At 63.8% G+C, this 15,464-nt stretch carries 12 protein-coding genes; 3 read left to right on the top strand and 9 right to left on the bottom strand.

Going from position 1 to position 15,464, the window contains the following annotated elements; genetic code table 11:
- Positions 1-97: 97 nt before the first annotated feature.
- The 7 genes from OS914_RS08135 to purH form a co-directional block, all read right to left on the bottom strand.
- On the bottom strand, positions 98-811 hold the full coding sequence (locus OS914_RS08135) for an ABC transporter ATP-binding protein (protein ID WP_267545557.1): 714 nt from the start codon (positions 809-811) through the stop codon (positions 98-100).
- Positions 798-1,631 carry an ABC transporter ATP-binding protein gene (locus tag OS914_RS08130; protein ID WP_324290637.1) on the bottom strand — a complete coding sequence of 278 codons (834 nt, stop codon included), beginning with the start codon at positions 1,629-1,631 and terminating at the stop codon, positions 798-800. The genes OS914_RS08135 and OS914_RS08130 overlap by 14 nt, the downstream gene beginning before the upstream one ends.
- A 245-nt stretch (positions 1,632-1,876) precedes the next feature.
- A complete protein-coding gene (locus OS914_RS08125; RefSeq protein ID WP_267545556.1) occupies positions 1,877-3,109 on the bottom strand; it encodes a branched-chain amino acid ABC transporter permease in 1,233 nt (410 codons plus the stop codon).
- Complete coding sequence (locus OS914_RS08120) at positions 3,106-4,113, bottom strand: branched-chain amino acid ABC transporter permease (RefSeq protein WP_267545555.1); 1,008 nt, start codon at positions 4,111-4,113, stop codon at positions 3,106-3,108. The genes OS914_RS08125 and OS914_RS08120 overlap by 4 nt, the downstream gene beginning before the upstream one ends.
- A gap of 140 nt (positions 4,114-4,253) precedes the next feature.
- A complete protein-coding gene (locus OS914_RS08115; protein WP_267545554.1) occupies positions 4,254-5,486 on the bottom strand; it encodes a branched-chain amino acid ABC transporter substrate-binding protein in 1,233 nt (410 codons plus the stop codon).
- A 222-nt stretch (positions 5,487-5,708) separates the two neighbouring features.
- A complete protein-coding gene (locus OS914_RS08110) occupies positions 5,709-7,931 on the bottom strand; it encodes an NADP-dependent isocitrate dehydrogenase (RefSeq protein ID WP_267545553.1) in 2,223 nt (740 codons plus the stop codon).
- Positions 7,932-8,022: 91 nt separating this feature from the next.
- Positions 8,023-9,651, bottom strand: coding sequence for a bifunctional phosphoribosylaminoimidazolecarboxamide formyltransferase/IMP cyclohydrolase (gene purH, locus OS914_RS08105; protein ID WP_267545552.1), 1,629 nt, complete (start codon positions 9,649-9,651; stop codon positions 8,023-8,025).
- A gap of 93 nt (positions 9,652-9,744) precedes the next feature.
- Between purH and OS914_RS08100 the strand changes: the two genes are divergently transcribed.
- Both OS914_RS08100 and murQ read left to right on the top strand, forming a co-directional pair.
- Entirely contained in the window at positions 9,745-11,358 is a 1,614-nt protein-coding gene (locus OS914_RS08100; protein ID WP_267545551.1) for a glycoside hydrolase family 3 N-terminal domain-containing protein, read from the top strand.
- A gap of 43 nt (positions 11,359-11,401) precedes the next feature.
- Positions 11,402-12,331: an N-acetylmuramic acid 6-phosphate etherase gene (gene murQ / locus OS914_RS08095; RefSeq protein WP_267545550.1), complete on the top strand. Its 930-nt coding sequence runs from the start codon at positions 11,402-11,404 to the stop codon at positions 12,329-12,331.
- 50 nt (positions 12,332-12,381) lie between these two features.
- On the opposite strand, the gene purN is transcribed toward murQ, so the two are convergent.
- Together purN and OS914_RS08085 are read right to left on the bottom strand one after the other, a co-directional pair.
- Positions 12,382-12,993, bottom strand: a complete 612-nt coding sequence (gene purN, locus OS914_RS08090) for a phosphoribosylglycinamide formyltransferase (protein ID WP_267545549.1) — start codon at positions 12,991-12,993, stop codon at positions 12,382-12,384.
- 9 nt (positions 12,994-13,002) lie between these two features.
- Positions 13,003-14,400: a cell division protein PerM gene (locus OS914_RS08085; RefSeq protein ID WP_267545548.1), complete on the bottom strand. Its 1,398-nt coding sequence runs from the start codon at positions 14,398-14,400 to the stop codon at positions 13,003-13,005.
- 135 nt (positions 14,401-14,535) lie between these two features.
- On the opposite strand from OS914_RS08085, the gene OS914_RS08080 reads away from it, so the two are divergent.
- Entirely contained in the window at positions 14,536-15,456 is a 921-nt protein-coding gene (locus OS914_RS08080) for a glutamate ABC transporter substrate-binding protein (RefSeq protein WP_267545547.1), read from the top strand.
- Positions 15,457-15,464: the final 8 nt, after the last annotated feature.

The following is a 15,464-nucleotide window of genomic DNA, read 5'->3' as shown; positions in this document are numbered from 1 at the left end:
AAATGTCCGAATGACGGCGCGCTGTCACGATGCGCCGTCATCCAGGCCGGGAAACTGGGCAAAGCCTGGCGCCGGGGCCAAAGGGCTGGTGCGAGGGCTAACCGACGCCCAGGTACGCCTCCTTGATCGCGGGGTTGGCGAGCAATTCCTTGCCCGTCCCGCTGTGCGTGATTTCACCGGTCTCAAGGACAAAGGCCCGGTGCGCCCGGGCCAAGGCCTGGTTGGCGTTCTGCTCCACCAGCAACACCGTGGTGCCCTGGCTATTAATCTCCGTGATGATCTTGAAGATCTGCCGGATGAACTGCGGCGCCAGCCCCATGGATGGCTCGTCCAGCAGCAACAGCTTGGGGTTGGACATCAGTGCCCGCCCGATGGCCAGCATCTGCTGCTCACCGCCGGACATAGTCCCGCCGAGTTGCTTCTGACGTTCCTCCAGCCTCGGGAAAAGAGCAAAAACGCGGGCAATGTCCGCGGCCATGCCGCTGCGGTCCTTGCGCCCGAAGGCCCCCATATCCAGGTTCTCCAACACGGTCATGCCGGGGAATACGCCGCGACCTTCGGGCGCCTGCGAGATCCCCTGCACCACCCGGATGTGCGCCTTCATCTTGGTGATGTCTTTCCCGGCAAACCTAATGGACCCGGCGGACGGGTTCAGTAGACCGGAAATGGTTTTCATCGTCGTCGTTTTGCCGGCCCCATTGGCGCCGATCAGCGAGACGATCTCCCCCTCCTCGACGGTGAAGGACATGTCCTTGATCGCTTGGATCCGCCCGTAGTGGACGCTTACATTGTCCAGCTCAAGCAACGTCATCTTCGGGCTCTCCTAGGTATGCGGAAATCACGCGGGGGTCTTCGCGGATCGCACGGGGCTCGCCGTCGGCAATCTTCTTGCCGAACTCCAGCACCACGATCCGGTCCGTCACCCCCATCACCAGTTTCATATCGTGCTCGATCAACAGCACGGTGTAGCCGTCATCCCGAATGGTGCGGATGAGCGTCATCAGCTCTTCCTTTTCCGCCGGGTTGAAGCCGGCGGCGGGCTCGTCCAGGCACAGGACTTTCGGGTCTGTGGCCAGCGCACGGGCAATTTCGAGCCTGCGCTGGTGCCCGTACGGCAGGTGCCGGGACAGGACATCCCAATGATCGGCAATGCCGACAAAGTCCAGCAGGGCCATGCCTCGCTCGATAGCCGACTTCTCCTCACGGATATGCGTCGGCAGGCGCAACAGCGCGCGTCCTACGCTGGTTTTGTGGCGAGCGTCAAGGCCGACGACGACGTTCTCCAGCGCCGTCATCTCCGCGAACAACCTGATGTTCTGGAAGGTCCGGGCCAGGCCCATCCGGGTGATTTTGTGCTGTTTCACCCCTCCGATGGACTGCCCTTCCAACAACACCTTGCCGCTGCTGGGCTTGTATACCCCGGTCATGGCATTGAAGCAGGTGGTCTTGCCGGCCCCATTGGGACCGATCAGGCCCAGTATCTCACCGCGCTTGATGTCAAAAGAAACATTGTCCAACGCCAGCAGGCCGCCGAACTTCACCGTCAGATTCTGCACCTGGACCAGGCTGTCCCCAACCTTGACGCCGATTTCCCGCTCCGGCGCCACCGTTTCGGCCACGTTTAGGTCAATGCCCTGTGCGGCCAGGGCCGCTTGGTCAATGCCTGCCGGTTCCGCCGCCGCTGCGGGCTCATGGCCGCTCTCTGCCGCGACATGGTGTCCCGGTTCGCCGGGGTGCCCGCCGTATTCGACCCGGTCACCGGCGTGTTGCGCAGCTGGATGGCCATCTTTGTGCTGCCCCTGGCCGTCAGTGTCGACCGGTTCACCCACCGGCCAGTCAGCCGTGTGCCGCGGCAGGTCCTCGTTGTGATCCCTGCTCATGCCTGCGCCCCCTTCTCCTGCGCCGTGCCGGCGGTTCGATTCGTGCCCGCGCCGGTGCCGCCGTCGTCCCTCTTGAGCATCCAATTGACAGCATCACGGCCATACGCCAGCAGCTTTTGCCGCGCCGGGAAGAGCCCCTGCGAGCGGAAAATCATGATGAGCACCAGAAGGATACCGAAGATCAGGTATTTGTATTCGGCAATGGCGGTGAAACGCAGCGGAATATAGCTGACCAGCGCACCGCCGACAATGGCACCCACCTTGTTGCCGGCCCCACCGAGAACGACGGCGGCGACGAACAGGATGGAGGTGTAGACGTCGAAACGCTGGTTACTGATAAAGCCAACCTGACCGGAAAAAAGTGCGCCGGAAAGCCCGCCGATGGAGGCGCCGATAGCGAAGGCCCAGACCTTGTATTTGAAGGTCGGAACGCCCATGATCTCGGCGGCGTCCTCGTCCTCGCGGATGGCCACCCAGGCCCGCCCAACGCGGCTGCGTTCCAGGTTGCCCACCAGCAGCAGCACGATAATGATGATGGTCAGGATCAGCCAATACCAGGGGACTCCATTGGAGTTGGTGAAGATCGGATTCCCGTCGGCGGCGGTGCCCGGCGGGTGACCGACCGACTGGAAGCCGACCTGTCCCTTCATTGCCGGGATGATAGTTGCCAGGATTCTGACGATTTCGCCAAATCCCAGCGTCACGATGGCAAGGTAGTCACCGCGCAATCTCAAAGTGGGTATGCCGAGCAATACGCCAAAGAACATGGTCACGGCCATCGCCACTGGGATGGTCCAAAGATAAGGAATTTTCAGGAACGCCGAATCCGGGCTGGTCAGCATGGCCGACACATACGCACCAACGGCGAAGAACGCCACGTAGCCAAGATCCAGCAGGCCCGCGTAGCCGATCACGACGTTCAGGCCAACGGCGATCAGCGCGAAGCGGGCCATATCAAAGCATGCCAGACCAAAGTTGTTGCCAGGTTCGGTAGTGAGGATGGGTGGGTTGATGACCGGGAGCAGGTACGCGAGCACCACCACGATAATCAGGAAGGACCATTGCTGCTGGCGGCTGAGCGCATTCCAGCGCTGTCCCAGCGAGCCCGGCTTTTTACCTTTCCGGCCGGCAATACTGGCGCCCGGTGCGGTGCTGAGTCCCTCCCGGTTCGCGGCAGACTGCGCCGCTTTTGCTGAGGACAAGGGTGTGGGGCCATCTGTCATACTCATGCTTTGCTCCTTCCAAGGGACGTACCCAGGATGCCCTCGGGCCGGACCAGCAGCACCAGCACCAGCACCACAAAGGCGACGACATCGGTCCACTGCGAATTACCGAGCAGTATCTGGCCGTAGTTGCCGATCAGGCCCAGCAGCAGACCGCCGAGCAGGGCACCGCGGACGTTGCCGATGCCGCCCAGCACCGCGGCGGCGAAGGCCTTGATGCCCAAGACGAACCCTCCGGTATACTGCACGCCGGAGGGAATCTTCATCACGTAGAACAGCGCTGCTGCCCCGGCAAGGATGCCGCCGATCACGAACGTGATGATGATGATGCGTTCCTTATTCACCCCCATCAGGGTGGCGGTATCCGGATCCTGGGCCACGGCGCGGATGCCGCGCCCCGTGCGTGACTTGCTGATGAATCGTTCGGTGGCGATCATCATGATGACGGCAGCGACCACGATGACCAGCTGTTGTGAATCCACGATCGTGCCGAACACGTCGAAGATCGGCGTGGGCTTGAACATGGTGACAGCCGGTTCGGCGTTGGGGCCGCGGATAAGACGAATGATGTACTGGATGGTGAAGGAAACGCCGATGGCGGTAATCAGGAAGACCAACCGCGGTGCGTTGCGCTTGCGCAGCGGCTTATAGGCGACCCGCTCCACCAGGAACGCCGTCAGTGCGGAGGCGATCATGGCGATGATCAGGGCCAGGAGCAGATTCAGCACAATCGACGCCAGCGACAGATGTGGAGCGTTGGGTCCGAACCCAAGGCCGCTGAGGGTAAAGAAGACTGCGTAGCAGCCGATGATAAAAACTTCCGAGTGGGCAAAGTTGATCAGGTTCAGCACTCCGTAGACGAGGGTGTACCCCAGGGCCACGAGCGCATAGATGGACCCGAAGGTCAGGCCGTCAAAGGTGGCGCTCCAGAAATTCTGGCCCAGGGCAACGACATCGAAACTGATCCAATCGTTATCCATCGGCATGGACGTCAGTAGTGAAGAGAGCATTGGCACATCCTGGTTGAGTCCGGCACGGGAATCGGCACTGATCCGCTCGGACGATCGGCAACTTGGGGTTTTTGGTGCGGCCAAGACAATGCTGCGGGACCCTGTCTACCGGCCCCGCAGCATCGTCCTAGTACCGCGTGTTACTCGCCGATCGCGCCAACGGGCACAATCTTGCCGTTTTCCACTTTGTACCCGTACACGGTCGGGGCCTGCAGCTCGCCCTTGTCGTTCCACTTGTAGTGCTTGCTCAGGCCGTCCTTGTCATAGGACTTGACCCAGGAGAGCAGGTCCGCCCGGGACTGCTTTCCGGCGTCAATGCCGGCCAGAAGTACCGTCGCGGCGTCATAGCCCTCAATGGAGTAGGTTCCCGGCTCGGCATTGGCCAAGGACTTGTAGGCAGTCTCGAAGGAAGGAATCAGCTCGCCCGGAATGCAGGGGCAGGTGAAGTAGGCGTTATTGGAGGAGTCTCCGGCCTGCTTGATGAACTGATCATCCTTCAGGCCATCGGGGCCAACGAAGGTTCCGGTGAAGCCCTTGCTGACCAGCTGCTGGTCGAACGGTGCGCCCTCGGCGTAGTAGCCGGAGTAGAACACCGCGTCGGCCTTGGCATTGATGATCTTGGAGATCACAGCGGAGAAGTCCTTCTGCCCGGTAGTGACCTTGTCGGTTCCGATCAGTGCACTGCCGAGGGCGTCCGATGTCGTCTTACCCAGACCGATTCCGTAATCGGAATCATCTTGGACAAGGTAGACCTTCTTGGCGCCGAGCTTGCCGGTCATGAACTTGGCCGCCGCCGGACCCTGCACGGCGTCATTGCCCAGGCCGCGGAAGAAGGTCGTCCAGCCGTTCTCCGTCAGGGTCGGATTCGTGGCCGCAGGAGTGATGTGGACCAGCTTTGCCTGCTCGAAAATGTTACCCGTTGCCTTGGACTCACCGGAGAACGGAAGGCCGACGACGCCAATAATGCTGGCCTCGGTAGTTACCTGGGTGACCGGTCCGGTTGCCTTGCTCGGATCCCCCTCGGTGTCGAACTTTTTGAACTGCACCTGGCAGCCGGCATTTGCGGCGTTGTGCTCGTTGATCGCCAGCTGAATCCCGTTAAAAATGTTGATGCCGAGCTGGGCATTCGGTCCGGTCTCCGCGCCCGCATAGGCCAGTGTCGTGGTGGCCGGGCAAGTGGCCTTCCCGTCACCCTTGGGCAGCACCGCGTCGGCCGGGGTGTCGATCTTGGTCAGTGCCGGAATGTTCACCTTGCCGCTGGCAGCACCGGTATCGGAGGATGTGGCGGTGCCTGCCTGGTTCGCGCACGACGACATGAGCATGCCGAGCGTGGCGGCAACCGCCAGGGTTGTAACGACTTTCTTGCGGTACATAGATTTGCCTTTCGAGCCGCATCCGATGCGCAGGCGACCGTAACATCTCGGGCGTCACGCTCGGTTCGAGGGTGTGTTCCCTGACACTACAACGAAATGTGGCGGACGCCACACCAGAAACAGTAAAAATCAGATAACGGGTCCACAACAAAAACTGCCCGCCCTCCCGTGCGGGAAAGCGGGCAGCCCGGGTAGCGGGAGCCGGAAGCTGCGCAACGGCAGCTAAACGCGCAAGCCGGCCAACACCTCATTGAGCTTCGCAGAAGGCCGCATAACCGCGGCAACCCTTGCTACATCGGGGCGGTAGTAGCCGGCAAGGTCCACCGGGGATCCCTGCACGGCAAGCAGCTGCGCGACAATGGTTTCCTCATTGGAGGTGAGGGCCTCGGCAACCGCGGCGAAGGCGGCTGCCAGCTCGGCGTCGTCGTCCTGCCGCGCGAGTTCCTGCGCCCAGTACTGCGCCAGATAGAAGTGGCTGCCACGATTATCCAGTTCCCCGACCCTCCGGCCCGGAGACTTATTCTCCAGCAAAAAGGTTCCGGTGGCGCGGTCCAGCGTGTCCGCCAAAATCTGGGCACGGGCATTGCCGGTGGAGGTGGCGAGGTGCTCGAAGCTGACGGCGAGTGCCAGGAATTCGCCAAGGCTGTCCCAGCGCAGATGGTTTTCCTTCAGCAGCTGCTGGACGTGCTTAGGCGCCGATCCCCCGGCGCCGGTTTCGAACAGGCCGCCGCCATTGATCAGCGGAACGATGGAAAGCATCTTGGCACTGGTGCCCAGTTCAAGAATCGGGAACAGATCGGTCAGATAGTCGCGCAGCACGTTGCCGGAGACCGAAATCGTGTCCTCGCCCCTGCGGATCCGCCCCAACGTGAAGGTAGTGGCATCCTCCGGTGTCATGATCTCGATCTGCAGGCCCTCGGTGTCATGGTCGTGCAGATACTCCGTGACCTTGGCGATCAGCTGTGCATCATGGGCCCGGCCCTCGTCCAGCCAGAAAACCGCGGGAGTCTGCGAGGCACGTGCACGGGTGACCGCCAGCTTGACCCAGTCGCGGATCGGCAGGTCCTTGGTCTGGCAGGCGCGCCAGATGTCGCCACGGGAAACCTGATGCTCGATCAGTACGGCGCCGGAGGCATCGACGATCTGCACGGTACCGGCGGCCTGGATCTCAAAGGTCTTGTCGTGACTGCCGTATTCCTCGGCCGCCTGGGCCATCAAACCGACGTTCGGGACGGTGCCCATGGTGGTCGGATCGAAGGCCCCGTGGGCACGGCAATCGTCAATAACCGCCTGGTATACGCCCGCATAGCAGCTGTCCGGGATCACGGCAAGGGTATCCGCAGCGTTGCCATCGGGTCCCCACATCTTTCCCGAGGTACGGATCATGGCGGGCATGGAGGCGTCAACAATGACATCGCTGGGCGCATGCAGATTTGTGATGCCCTTGTCCGAATCAACCATTGCCAGCGCCGGTCCGTCCGCCAATGACGACGTAATGGCTGCCTTGACACCTTCGCGCACGTCCGCCGGGAGTGCGTCAAGGCCGTTGAGGATGGAGGCCAGGCCGTTGTTGGGGCTCAGCCCGGCCGCTGCCAGCTGGTCGCCAAAGCGGGCAAACAGGGCGGGCAGGAAGGCCTTCACGACGTGCCCGAAGATGATCGGGTCGGAGACCTTCATCATGGTCGCCTTCAGATGGACCGAGAACAGCACACCCTCCTCCTGGGCACGGGCAATCTGTGCGGTGAGAAACTCCTCGAGGGCAGCCGCGCGCATCACGGTACCGTCAACTACCTCGCCGGCGAGGACGGGAAAGAAGTCCTTCAGCACGGTGGCAGTGCCATCGTCGGCAACAAACTGGATTTTGATGCTGCTCTTTGCCGGGATCACCACGGACTTCTCATTCGAGCGGAAGTCGTCCGCAGCCATGTGGGCAACGTTTGTCTTCGAATCCGCGGACCATGCCCCCATGCTGTGCGGGTGCTGGCGCGCATAGTTCTTCACCGACAGCGGCGCGCGCCGGTCGGAGTTTCCTTCACGCAGTACCGGGTTAACCGCTGAGCCCTTGATCCTGTCGTAGCGGGCCCGGACGTCCTTTTCCACATCGGTGGAGGGATCATCGGGGTAGTCCGGCAGATCATATCCTTGGCCCTGAAGCTCGGCCACCGCGGCTTTCAACTGCGGGACGGAGGCACTGATGTTGGGCAGCTTAATGATGTTCGCGTCCGGGCTCTTTGCGAGCTGGCCCAATTCGGCCAGCGCGTCGGGGGTCCGCTGATCCTCGGTGAGGTAGTCTCCGAAGACGGAGATGATACGCCCGGAGAGCGAAATATCGCGCGTCTCGATTTCCACACCGGCCGTCGCTGCATAGGCCTCGACAATCGGCAGGAACGAATAGGTGGCCAGCATCGGCGCTTCGTCGGTGTGGGTATAGATAATCTTGGCCATTTGTGCGTACGTCTCCTACGGGTAAGGTCGACAAAAGGCTTTAACTGTCGACGAAACTTGCCTTGTTTCTTAGCTCCAACTTACCCGAGGGCTAGTGGAAGAAGTGCCGGGAACCGGTCAGGTACATCGTGACACCGGCGGCCTCGGCGGCTGCGATAACTTCCTCGTCGCGCACCGAACCGCCGGGCTGGACGACGGCGCGTACGCCTGCATCAAGCAAAATCTGCAGCCCGTCGGCGAAGGGGAAAAACGCGTCCGACGCGGCCACGGCGCCGCGCGCCCGCTCAATGGCCGTTCCGTCGGCAGCAGCGGCCAGCGTGTTGGCCCGCTGCACGGCGAGCCTGCAGGAATCCACCCGGTTCACCTGGCCCATCCCCACACCCACCGAGGCGCCATCGTTGGCCAGTAGAATCCCGTTGGACTTCACTCCGCGCAGGGCCTTCCAGGCGAACGACAGGTCAGCGAGTGTTCCGGCGTCTGCTGCAGCACCCGATACCAGCGTCCAGCTCCGCGGGTCATCCCCCAGGGCATCCATTCGGTCCGTGGCCTGGATCAGCATGCCGCCGGAGACCTGGCGGAATTCCACCGCGGCGCGGGCGTATCCCTCCGGCAGGGTCAGCAGGCGGATATCAGCGCGCTTCTGCAGCCGTTCCAGCGCCTCCGGCTCGAAGGACGGCGCAATAATAACCTCCGTAAACACACCCTTCAGTCCGGCAGCCATCGCGTGCGTAATGGGCCGGTTGGAGGCAATAACGCCGCCGTAGGCCGAGCTTGGATCGCAGGCGTGGGCTTTGGCATGCGCCTGTGCCACCGGGTCCGCGGCATCGGCATCGGCCACTGCCACGCCACAGGGGTTGGCGTGCTTGACCACGGCCACCGCGGGTTCCTCGAATTCAAAGGCGGTCCGCAGCGCGGCATCCGCATCCACATAGTTGTTGTAGCTCATCGGCTTGCCGTGCAGCTGGTCCGCCTGCGCGATCCCCGGCGTCGCGGCTTTATCCACGTACAACGCCGCGGCCTGATGCGGGTTCTCCCCGTAGCGCAGCACCTCGGATCGCTCCAAAGCGACGCCGGCGTACGCGGGCCAGTGTTCGCCGTCGTCGTTAAGTTCCTTGGCTGTCCACGCGGCAACCGCATTGTCATAGGCCGCGGTATGCGCGAAGGCCAGCGAGGCGAGCCGACGGCGGCCGGCGAGATCGAAGCCACCCTGCTGCGCCGCGGCGATGACGTCGGCGTAGCTCTTCGGATCCACCACGACGGCCACCGAGGCATGGTTCTTCGCCGCGGCTCGAACCATGGACGGGCCGCCAATGTCGATCTGCTCGACGACCTCATCATTGGCCGCACCGGACGCGACAGTGTCGGCAAACGGATAAAGATTGACGACGACGAGATCGAAGGTGTCGATGTCCAGGTCCGCGAGCTGTTGAACATGGTCCGGCAGCCGGCGATCGGCGAGGATTCCGGCGTGGATCCGCGGATGGAGCGTCTTGACGCGGCCGTCGAGCATCTCCGGTGAACCGGTCACCTCTTCCACGCCCTGCACCGGGATGTCCGCAGCGGCAATCCGCGCCGCCGTTGAACCGGTGGAAACAATACGCACGCCCGCCGCATGCAAGCCGGCTGCAAGTTCCTCCAGCCCCGTCTTGTCATACACCGAAATCAGCGCCCGGCGGAGGGGTACCCGGTCAAGCTGTACAGGGTCAAGGGGGCTACTCACGGATTCTTCTCCAGTACATGGTCGATGACGCTGCGGCGCGTCCAGGAAGGGGATACCTCAAGTTTAGGCCCCCACGATCTGTAGCCTTGCAGTATGACCGAGACCACAGACCTTTCCGCCGCTGCGCCATCCGCTGACGTGGCCTCCCTTCGCCGCCTGGTCAACGGGGTAATCTGGCCCGGGTTCATCGGGACCACGGTGCCTGCCTGGCTCCGGCAGGCGCTGACCGAAGGGCTGGCAGGGGTGGTCTATTTCAGCCATAATTTCCTTCCCGGCGCCGCCGGACAGCCGGCCGGGCTTTCGGCCGCGATCCGGGCCGTCAATCCGCTGGCCGTGATCGGCTCCGACGAGGAGGGCGGTAACGTCACGCGGCTGCAGTTCCGGACCGGCTCGGACCTACCCGGCGCCGCGGTGCTCGGCCAGCTCGACGACGTTGCCCTCACCGAGGCGGCCGGCACCGCGATCGGGACACTCTGCAAGGCTGCGGGCGTCAACCTGGTGATCGGGCCGGTGGCGGACGTGAACACCAACCCGCTAAATCCGGTCATTGGGGTGCGCTCGTTTGGCGCCGACACCGATTTGGTCAGTAGGCACACCGCGGCCATGGTCCGGGGCATCCAATCCACCGGAATCGGTGCCTGCGCCAAGCATTTCCCAGGGCATGGCGACACCGTTGGCGACTCGCACACGTCGTTGCCGAGGCTGGAGATGACCCTCGACGACGTCACCCGGGTCCACCTGCCGCCGTTTATTGCCGCTGCACAGGCCGGTGCCGTGGCCATGATGAGCGCGCATATTGTGCTTGCGGAGCTTGGCGAAGCTCCCGCCACGCTGAACCCTGCGGCCGGGGACTTGTTGCGACGGCAGGGCTTTGCCGGCCTGCTGGTCACCGACGCGTTGGACATGGCCGCCATCAAAAACACCGTTGGGATGGGCCGGGGCGCCGTACTGTCCCTGCTGGCGGGAGCGGACCTGCTCTGCGTCGGCAACCCTGCCAATCCGTACAGCAGCAGCTCCGCCAACGATGCCGCCAGGGGTGTCGGCAGGGGCGCCGGAGCTGAGGGCGCAGGATTTGGGGCGGCCAGGGAAGACTATGCAGAAGTCTTCGATGCCCTCTTGGCCGCCGCGGTTGACGGCACCCTCCCCGTCCCGGTGCTGGAACGTGCGGCGGGTCGGGTTGCGGCGTTTGCGGCCCGTTCGGCAAAGGTCCAAGCAGAGCCAGTAAGCGCGGCACCTACGGCCGGGGAGTGGCTGGACGCCGCCATGCGTGCGTGCACCTGGGCCGGACCCGGCCCCGCACCCCGGCTGCCGGCAGGCACCACCGCCGTCGACGTCGTCGACCTGCGCACCGGTCACAATATGGCCGCCGGAGCCGGCGAAAACCTCTTTGCCGTGGCCCTGGCCGACGGTCTCTCTGTGCGTGCGGTTCCCGCGGACCAGCTTCGCGAGGAGACTATGCGCACCGGTCCCCCGACCGGGCCCGGTGAGCCGTGCATAGTCTTCGTGGATGCGCTGCTGGACCCCGCGCAGAGCGGCCCGCTGGCCGACCTGGCCCGGCTGGTACCGGATGCCATCTGCATCAATGCCGGACTTGCGGACAGCCGTCAGGCGGCCGGCGCCGAAACCCCTTCTCCGTTGCCCACTATCAACTGCTTTGGCTCATCCCGGGTCAGTGCACGCGCGGTGGCACGGCTACTGATGGGGTAATTTCCGGCAGCTACCCGCAAACGGACTCCTAGGTGGAATAGACATGACCGATCCGCATAAGTCAGCCGCACTCCGTGCCGAGCTGGAGTGCCTGGTGACGGAAGCATCCAATGACCAGCACGACGATCTGGCGGCCATGAGCACCGCCGAGCTGGTGAGAGCCATGAACGGCGAGGATGCAAAGGTGGTGCCGGCCATTGCGGGTTCGACGGCGGCGATTGCCCGCTCCATCGATGCCATCGCCGCCCGAATGGCCCGCGGCGGCCGGCTCATTTACCTCGGCGCCGGGACGCCGGGCCGGATCGGCATTCTGGACGCGAGCGAATGCCCTCCGACGTTCGGCACCGACCCGTCGCAGGTAGTGGGCATCATCGCGGGTGGAAGCCGTGCCATCCGGGCAGCGGTGGAGGATGCCGAGGACGACACCGCAGCCGGGGCCGCGGACATCGCCGCACTGGAAATCTGCGGTCTTGACTGCGTCATAGGCATCTCCGCCTCGGGACGTACGCCCTACGTGATCGCGGCAGTGCAGGCCGCTGCAGCCGCCGGAGCCTTCACCGTCGGTCTGGCCTGCAATGCCGGGTCCCCGTTGGGACGCGCAGCCGAAATAGCGCTGGAAATAGAGGTGGGGCCGGAATTCCTCACCGGTTCCACCCGGCTCAAAGCGGGCACGGTTCAGAAACTGGTGCTCAATATGATCAGCACCATCACCATGATCCGGCTGGGCAAGACGTACCGCAACCTCATGGTTGACCTGCGCGCCACCAACGAGAAACTGCGCGCCCGCAGTGAACGGACCGTCGTCCGAGCCACCGGCACGGATCCGGTGACCGCGGCGGCCGTGCTGGAATCCGTGGCCGGATCGGTCAAGGCTGCCATTTTGGTGATCATGACCGGGCTGCCGCCCGAACAGGCCAGCGGATTACTGGCAAAGCACGCCGGGCATCTGCAGCAGGCCATCGATGCTCCGTGATCCGGGCACTTTGCCGTCAGCGGTGCCGCTGAACTTCGGGGCTCACCGGCTTACTGGTGGTTGCCGCCGTCGTCCTGCTTGTTGCCGCACCAAAGACCAGGGGCGGCCGCGAGGTCGGCGAGCACCCGGATGAGCAGCGAGCGTTCGGCCAGCTTGATCCGCTCGTGCAGTGATTCTTCGGTGTCCTCCGGCAGTACGGCCACGGCAGTCTGCGCGATGATCGGGCCGGTATCCACTCCGGCATCGGCAAAATGCACCGTGCAGCCCGTGACCTTCACACCATAAGCGAGCGCATCGCGGACGCCGTGCGCGCCGGGAAACGCCGGCAGCAGTGCCGGATGCGTGTTCACATAGCGGCCGGGAAACGCGTCGATGAAGTCCGCGGCCACAATCCGCATAAAACCGGACGAAACGACGTAATCCGGTGCATAGCGGGCGACGGCGGCAAGCAGCGCCGCGTCCCACTCACCGCGGGTGGAAAAAGTTTTGAAGTCGATGACAAAGGTTTCAAGGCCCGCGGCCGCCGAGCGCTCCACACCCAACGTACCGGGCCGGTCCGCGCCGACCGCGGCGATTTCGACCGGCAGCCGGCCCGCACCGATGGCGTCAATGACGGCCTGGAGGTTGGAGCCGGTGCCGGAAACGAGGACTACGATGCGCATCCTACAACCTTAGGGGACGGATTCGTCAGCGCTGGGGCCCGGCCCGCGCTCCAGCCCGGGTTCGCGCTCCAGCCTCAGTTCGCGCTCCGGCCTTGGCCCGCGCTCCGGCCTTGGTTCGCGCTCCAGCCTTGGTTCGCGCTCCAGCCACGGCCCGGCAGCGTAGCCGACGACGACGCCGATGGCCACTTCCACCGCCACCGCGACCGCCGTTGCGAGGAAGCCGGGACCGATGTCGGTCAGCCGGCCAATCCCTGCGGATCCGTGCGCCAGCAGCGCCGCAGCCCCTGCCAGAATGCCCGCGACTATACCGATCACAGCTGCGAGCGTGAGGGTGGAGACCGTTGCCGTGAACCAGCGGGTTTTGAGCTTAATGGAGAGCCATTCGTCGAAGTGGTTCTCCCCTTCGCGCAGAAACCACCAACCAGACAGCGCACCCGCCAGGACCGGAAGCACCATGGCTACGACGCCCCAGGACAGCTGTCCGGTCGGGAGCGCACCGAAAATCGGGATGGCAGGCACCGGGGCGACCGCGGTGCCCAGCGCTGAAACGGAGGAACCGACGCCTATGGCAAAGCCCGAGCCAGAGGCCCAGGCCAGGGCCCAGACGGCCAGGTTGGGCAGGAATCCGAGCTGGAGGATCGTCAGCACTGACCCTCCCACCACGCCGGGTTTGAGTCCTTCATAGACCGTCACGATGTCAGACCAGTGCCAGACGATATTGACCACCAACAGCACAGTGGAGAGAACAAGTGCGCCCAGCAGCGCCACGAATCCTGCGCGTAGCGCAGCCCAGACATAGGATCCCGCCCAGCGCGAGTGCTGGCTGGTAGCGGCAATCCAGTCGGCCGCGTCGACCCCGATCAACCGCCCCCAGGCCCGGGCCTCCCGCCGTGCCCCGATAATCAGTCCCAGACCAACCGGAATCAGCGGAATCAACGTTCCCGGGACCAGATCGGCGGCCACCTCGGGCGTCCGGCAGACAAAAGCCGTTCCCAGGCCCGCTGCGCCATAGATGACAAGCGCGCCCAAGACCGCCTGCCAGAGCTGGTCGGTGTAGGACGCCCGCGCCAGCCGCCTGCCCGCCCGCCAGGAAAGCAATAGGGGGATCGCCGTCAGGCCCAGCGGAATCAGCGTCAAAGTGCCGGTCTGCAGGGATGCGGAACTCGGCCCGTCATTGAAGGACAGGTTCAGTGGGACGGCGTGCACCACCAGCCAGATCTGGCCGGCGAGCCGGGCCAGTGCATCGGCTGACTTATCCCCAAAACCGCCGGCCCACCAGACTCCGCCCAACGGCAGCAGGACCAGCAACGCGGAAAACACGATTACCTGTGCAGATTCCAACACCCCCTGCAGCCACAACGGCATCGGAAGTCCCCGTTGGCCGCCACGGCCCGTCGTCAGTCTCATCGCTTCCTATCGTCCCATGCGGCCGCGCCTGACAGCTACGGGCAACGCCGGGAGCAGAGACTTAGGTGCCCGCAGGTGACTATGCTGTGCTCATAAGTCATTCCGGGTGAACATCGCTGCCAAAGGAGTCATCAGATGAAATCGGTAAAAAATACCAGGGTGGGAGCCGCTGCGGTGGCCGGACTGCTCATACTGGGGCTGGTGGGATGCAGCCCCGAGGCCCCCGGGACGCCGGCTGCCAGCAGTTCGGGTGCCGGCTACGACGACGTTATCGGCGCCGGTGCGACGGCAAGCGACGCAACCGTGTCGGGCAACCAATGGGCGAGCCAAATCAAGAAGAACGGCGTCCTGCATGTCGGCGGCACCGAGACGTCACAGCTGTTCAGCCTGCTCAATCCCACTACCGGGAAGGCTGTGGGTTTTGACGCAGGGCTCTCACAGCTGCTGGCCAAATACATCATCGGTGAACCTAAGACGAAGCTTGACCAGGTCACGGTTGATACGCGCGAGGACCTCTTGGTGAACAAGTCGGTGGACACGGTCATCGCCACCTATTCGATCACGGACAAACGGGCCGCACGGGTTGACTTCGCCGGGCCCTATTATTCGTCCCAGGCCGGCATTCTGGTTAAATCGACAACCACGGACATCAAATCGGTGGCCGATCTCGCCGGCAAAACGGTCGCCACCCAGGCTGCCTCCACCGGCGTGACACTGCTGGCCAATCAGGCCCCGGACGCGAAGGTGCTGGCACTGCCGGACAATGCGCAGTGCCTGGCTGCCGTGCAGCAGGGCCGTGCGGATGCGTACGTTATCGACCAATCCCTGCTGCTGAACGCCCTGGTCGGCAATAAAGATGTGAAAATCGTCGGGGATCCCTTCGGGCCGAAGGATAACTACGGCATTGGTCTGACCAAGGGGACCGACGCCAAGGCGTTTGTGAACGATTGGCTCAAAAAGATCATTGCGGACGGAACGTGGCTCAAGCTCTGGAAGGCAACCATCGGGGCGCAAACGGGGACCACCGCTGCACCCACCCCGCCGACCGTGGGCTAGCATCCGGC

Origin of the sequence: Arthrobacter endolithicus (assembly GCF_026627425.1) — a bacterium.
Lineage (GTDB): Bacteria > Actinomycetota > Actinomycetes > Actinomycetales > Micrococcaceae > Arthrobacter_M.
Note: the sequence above shows the minus strand (reverse complement) of the source record. Positions and strands in the feature narration are given on the sequence as shown.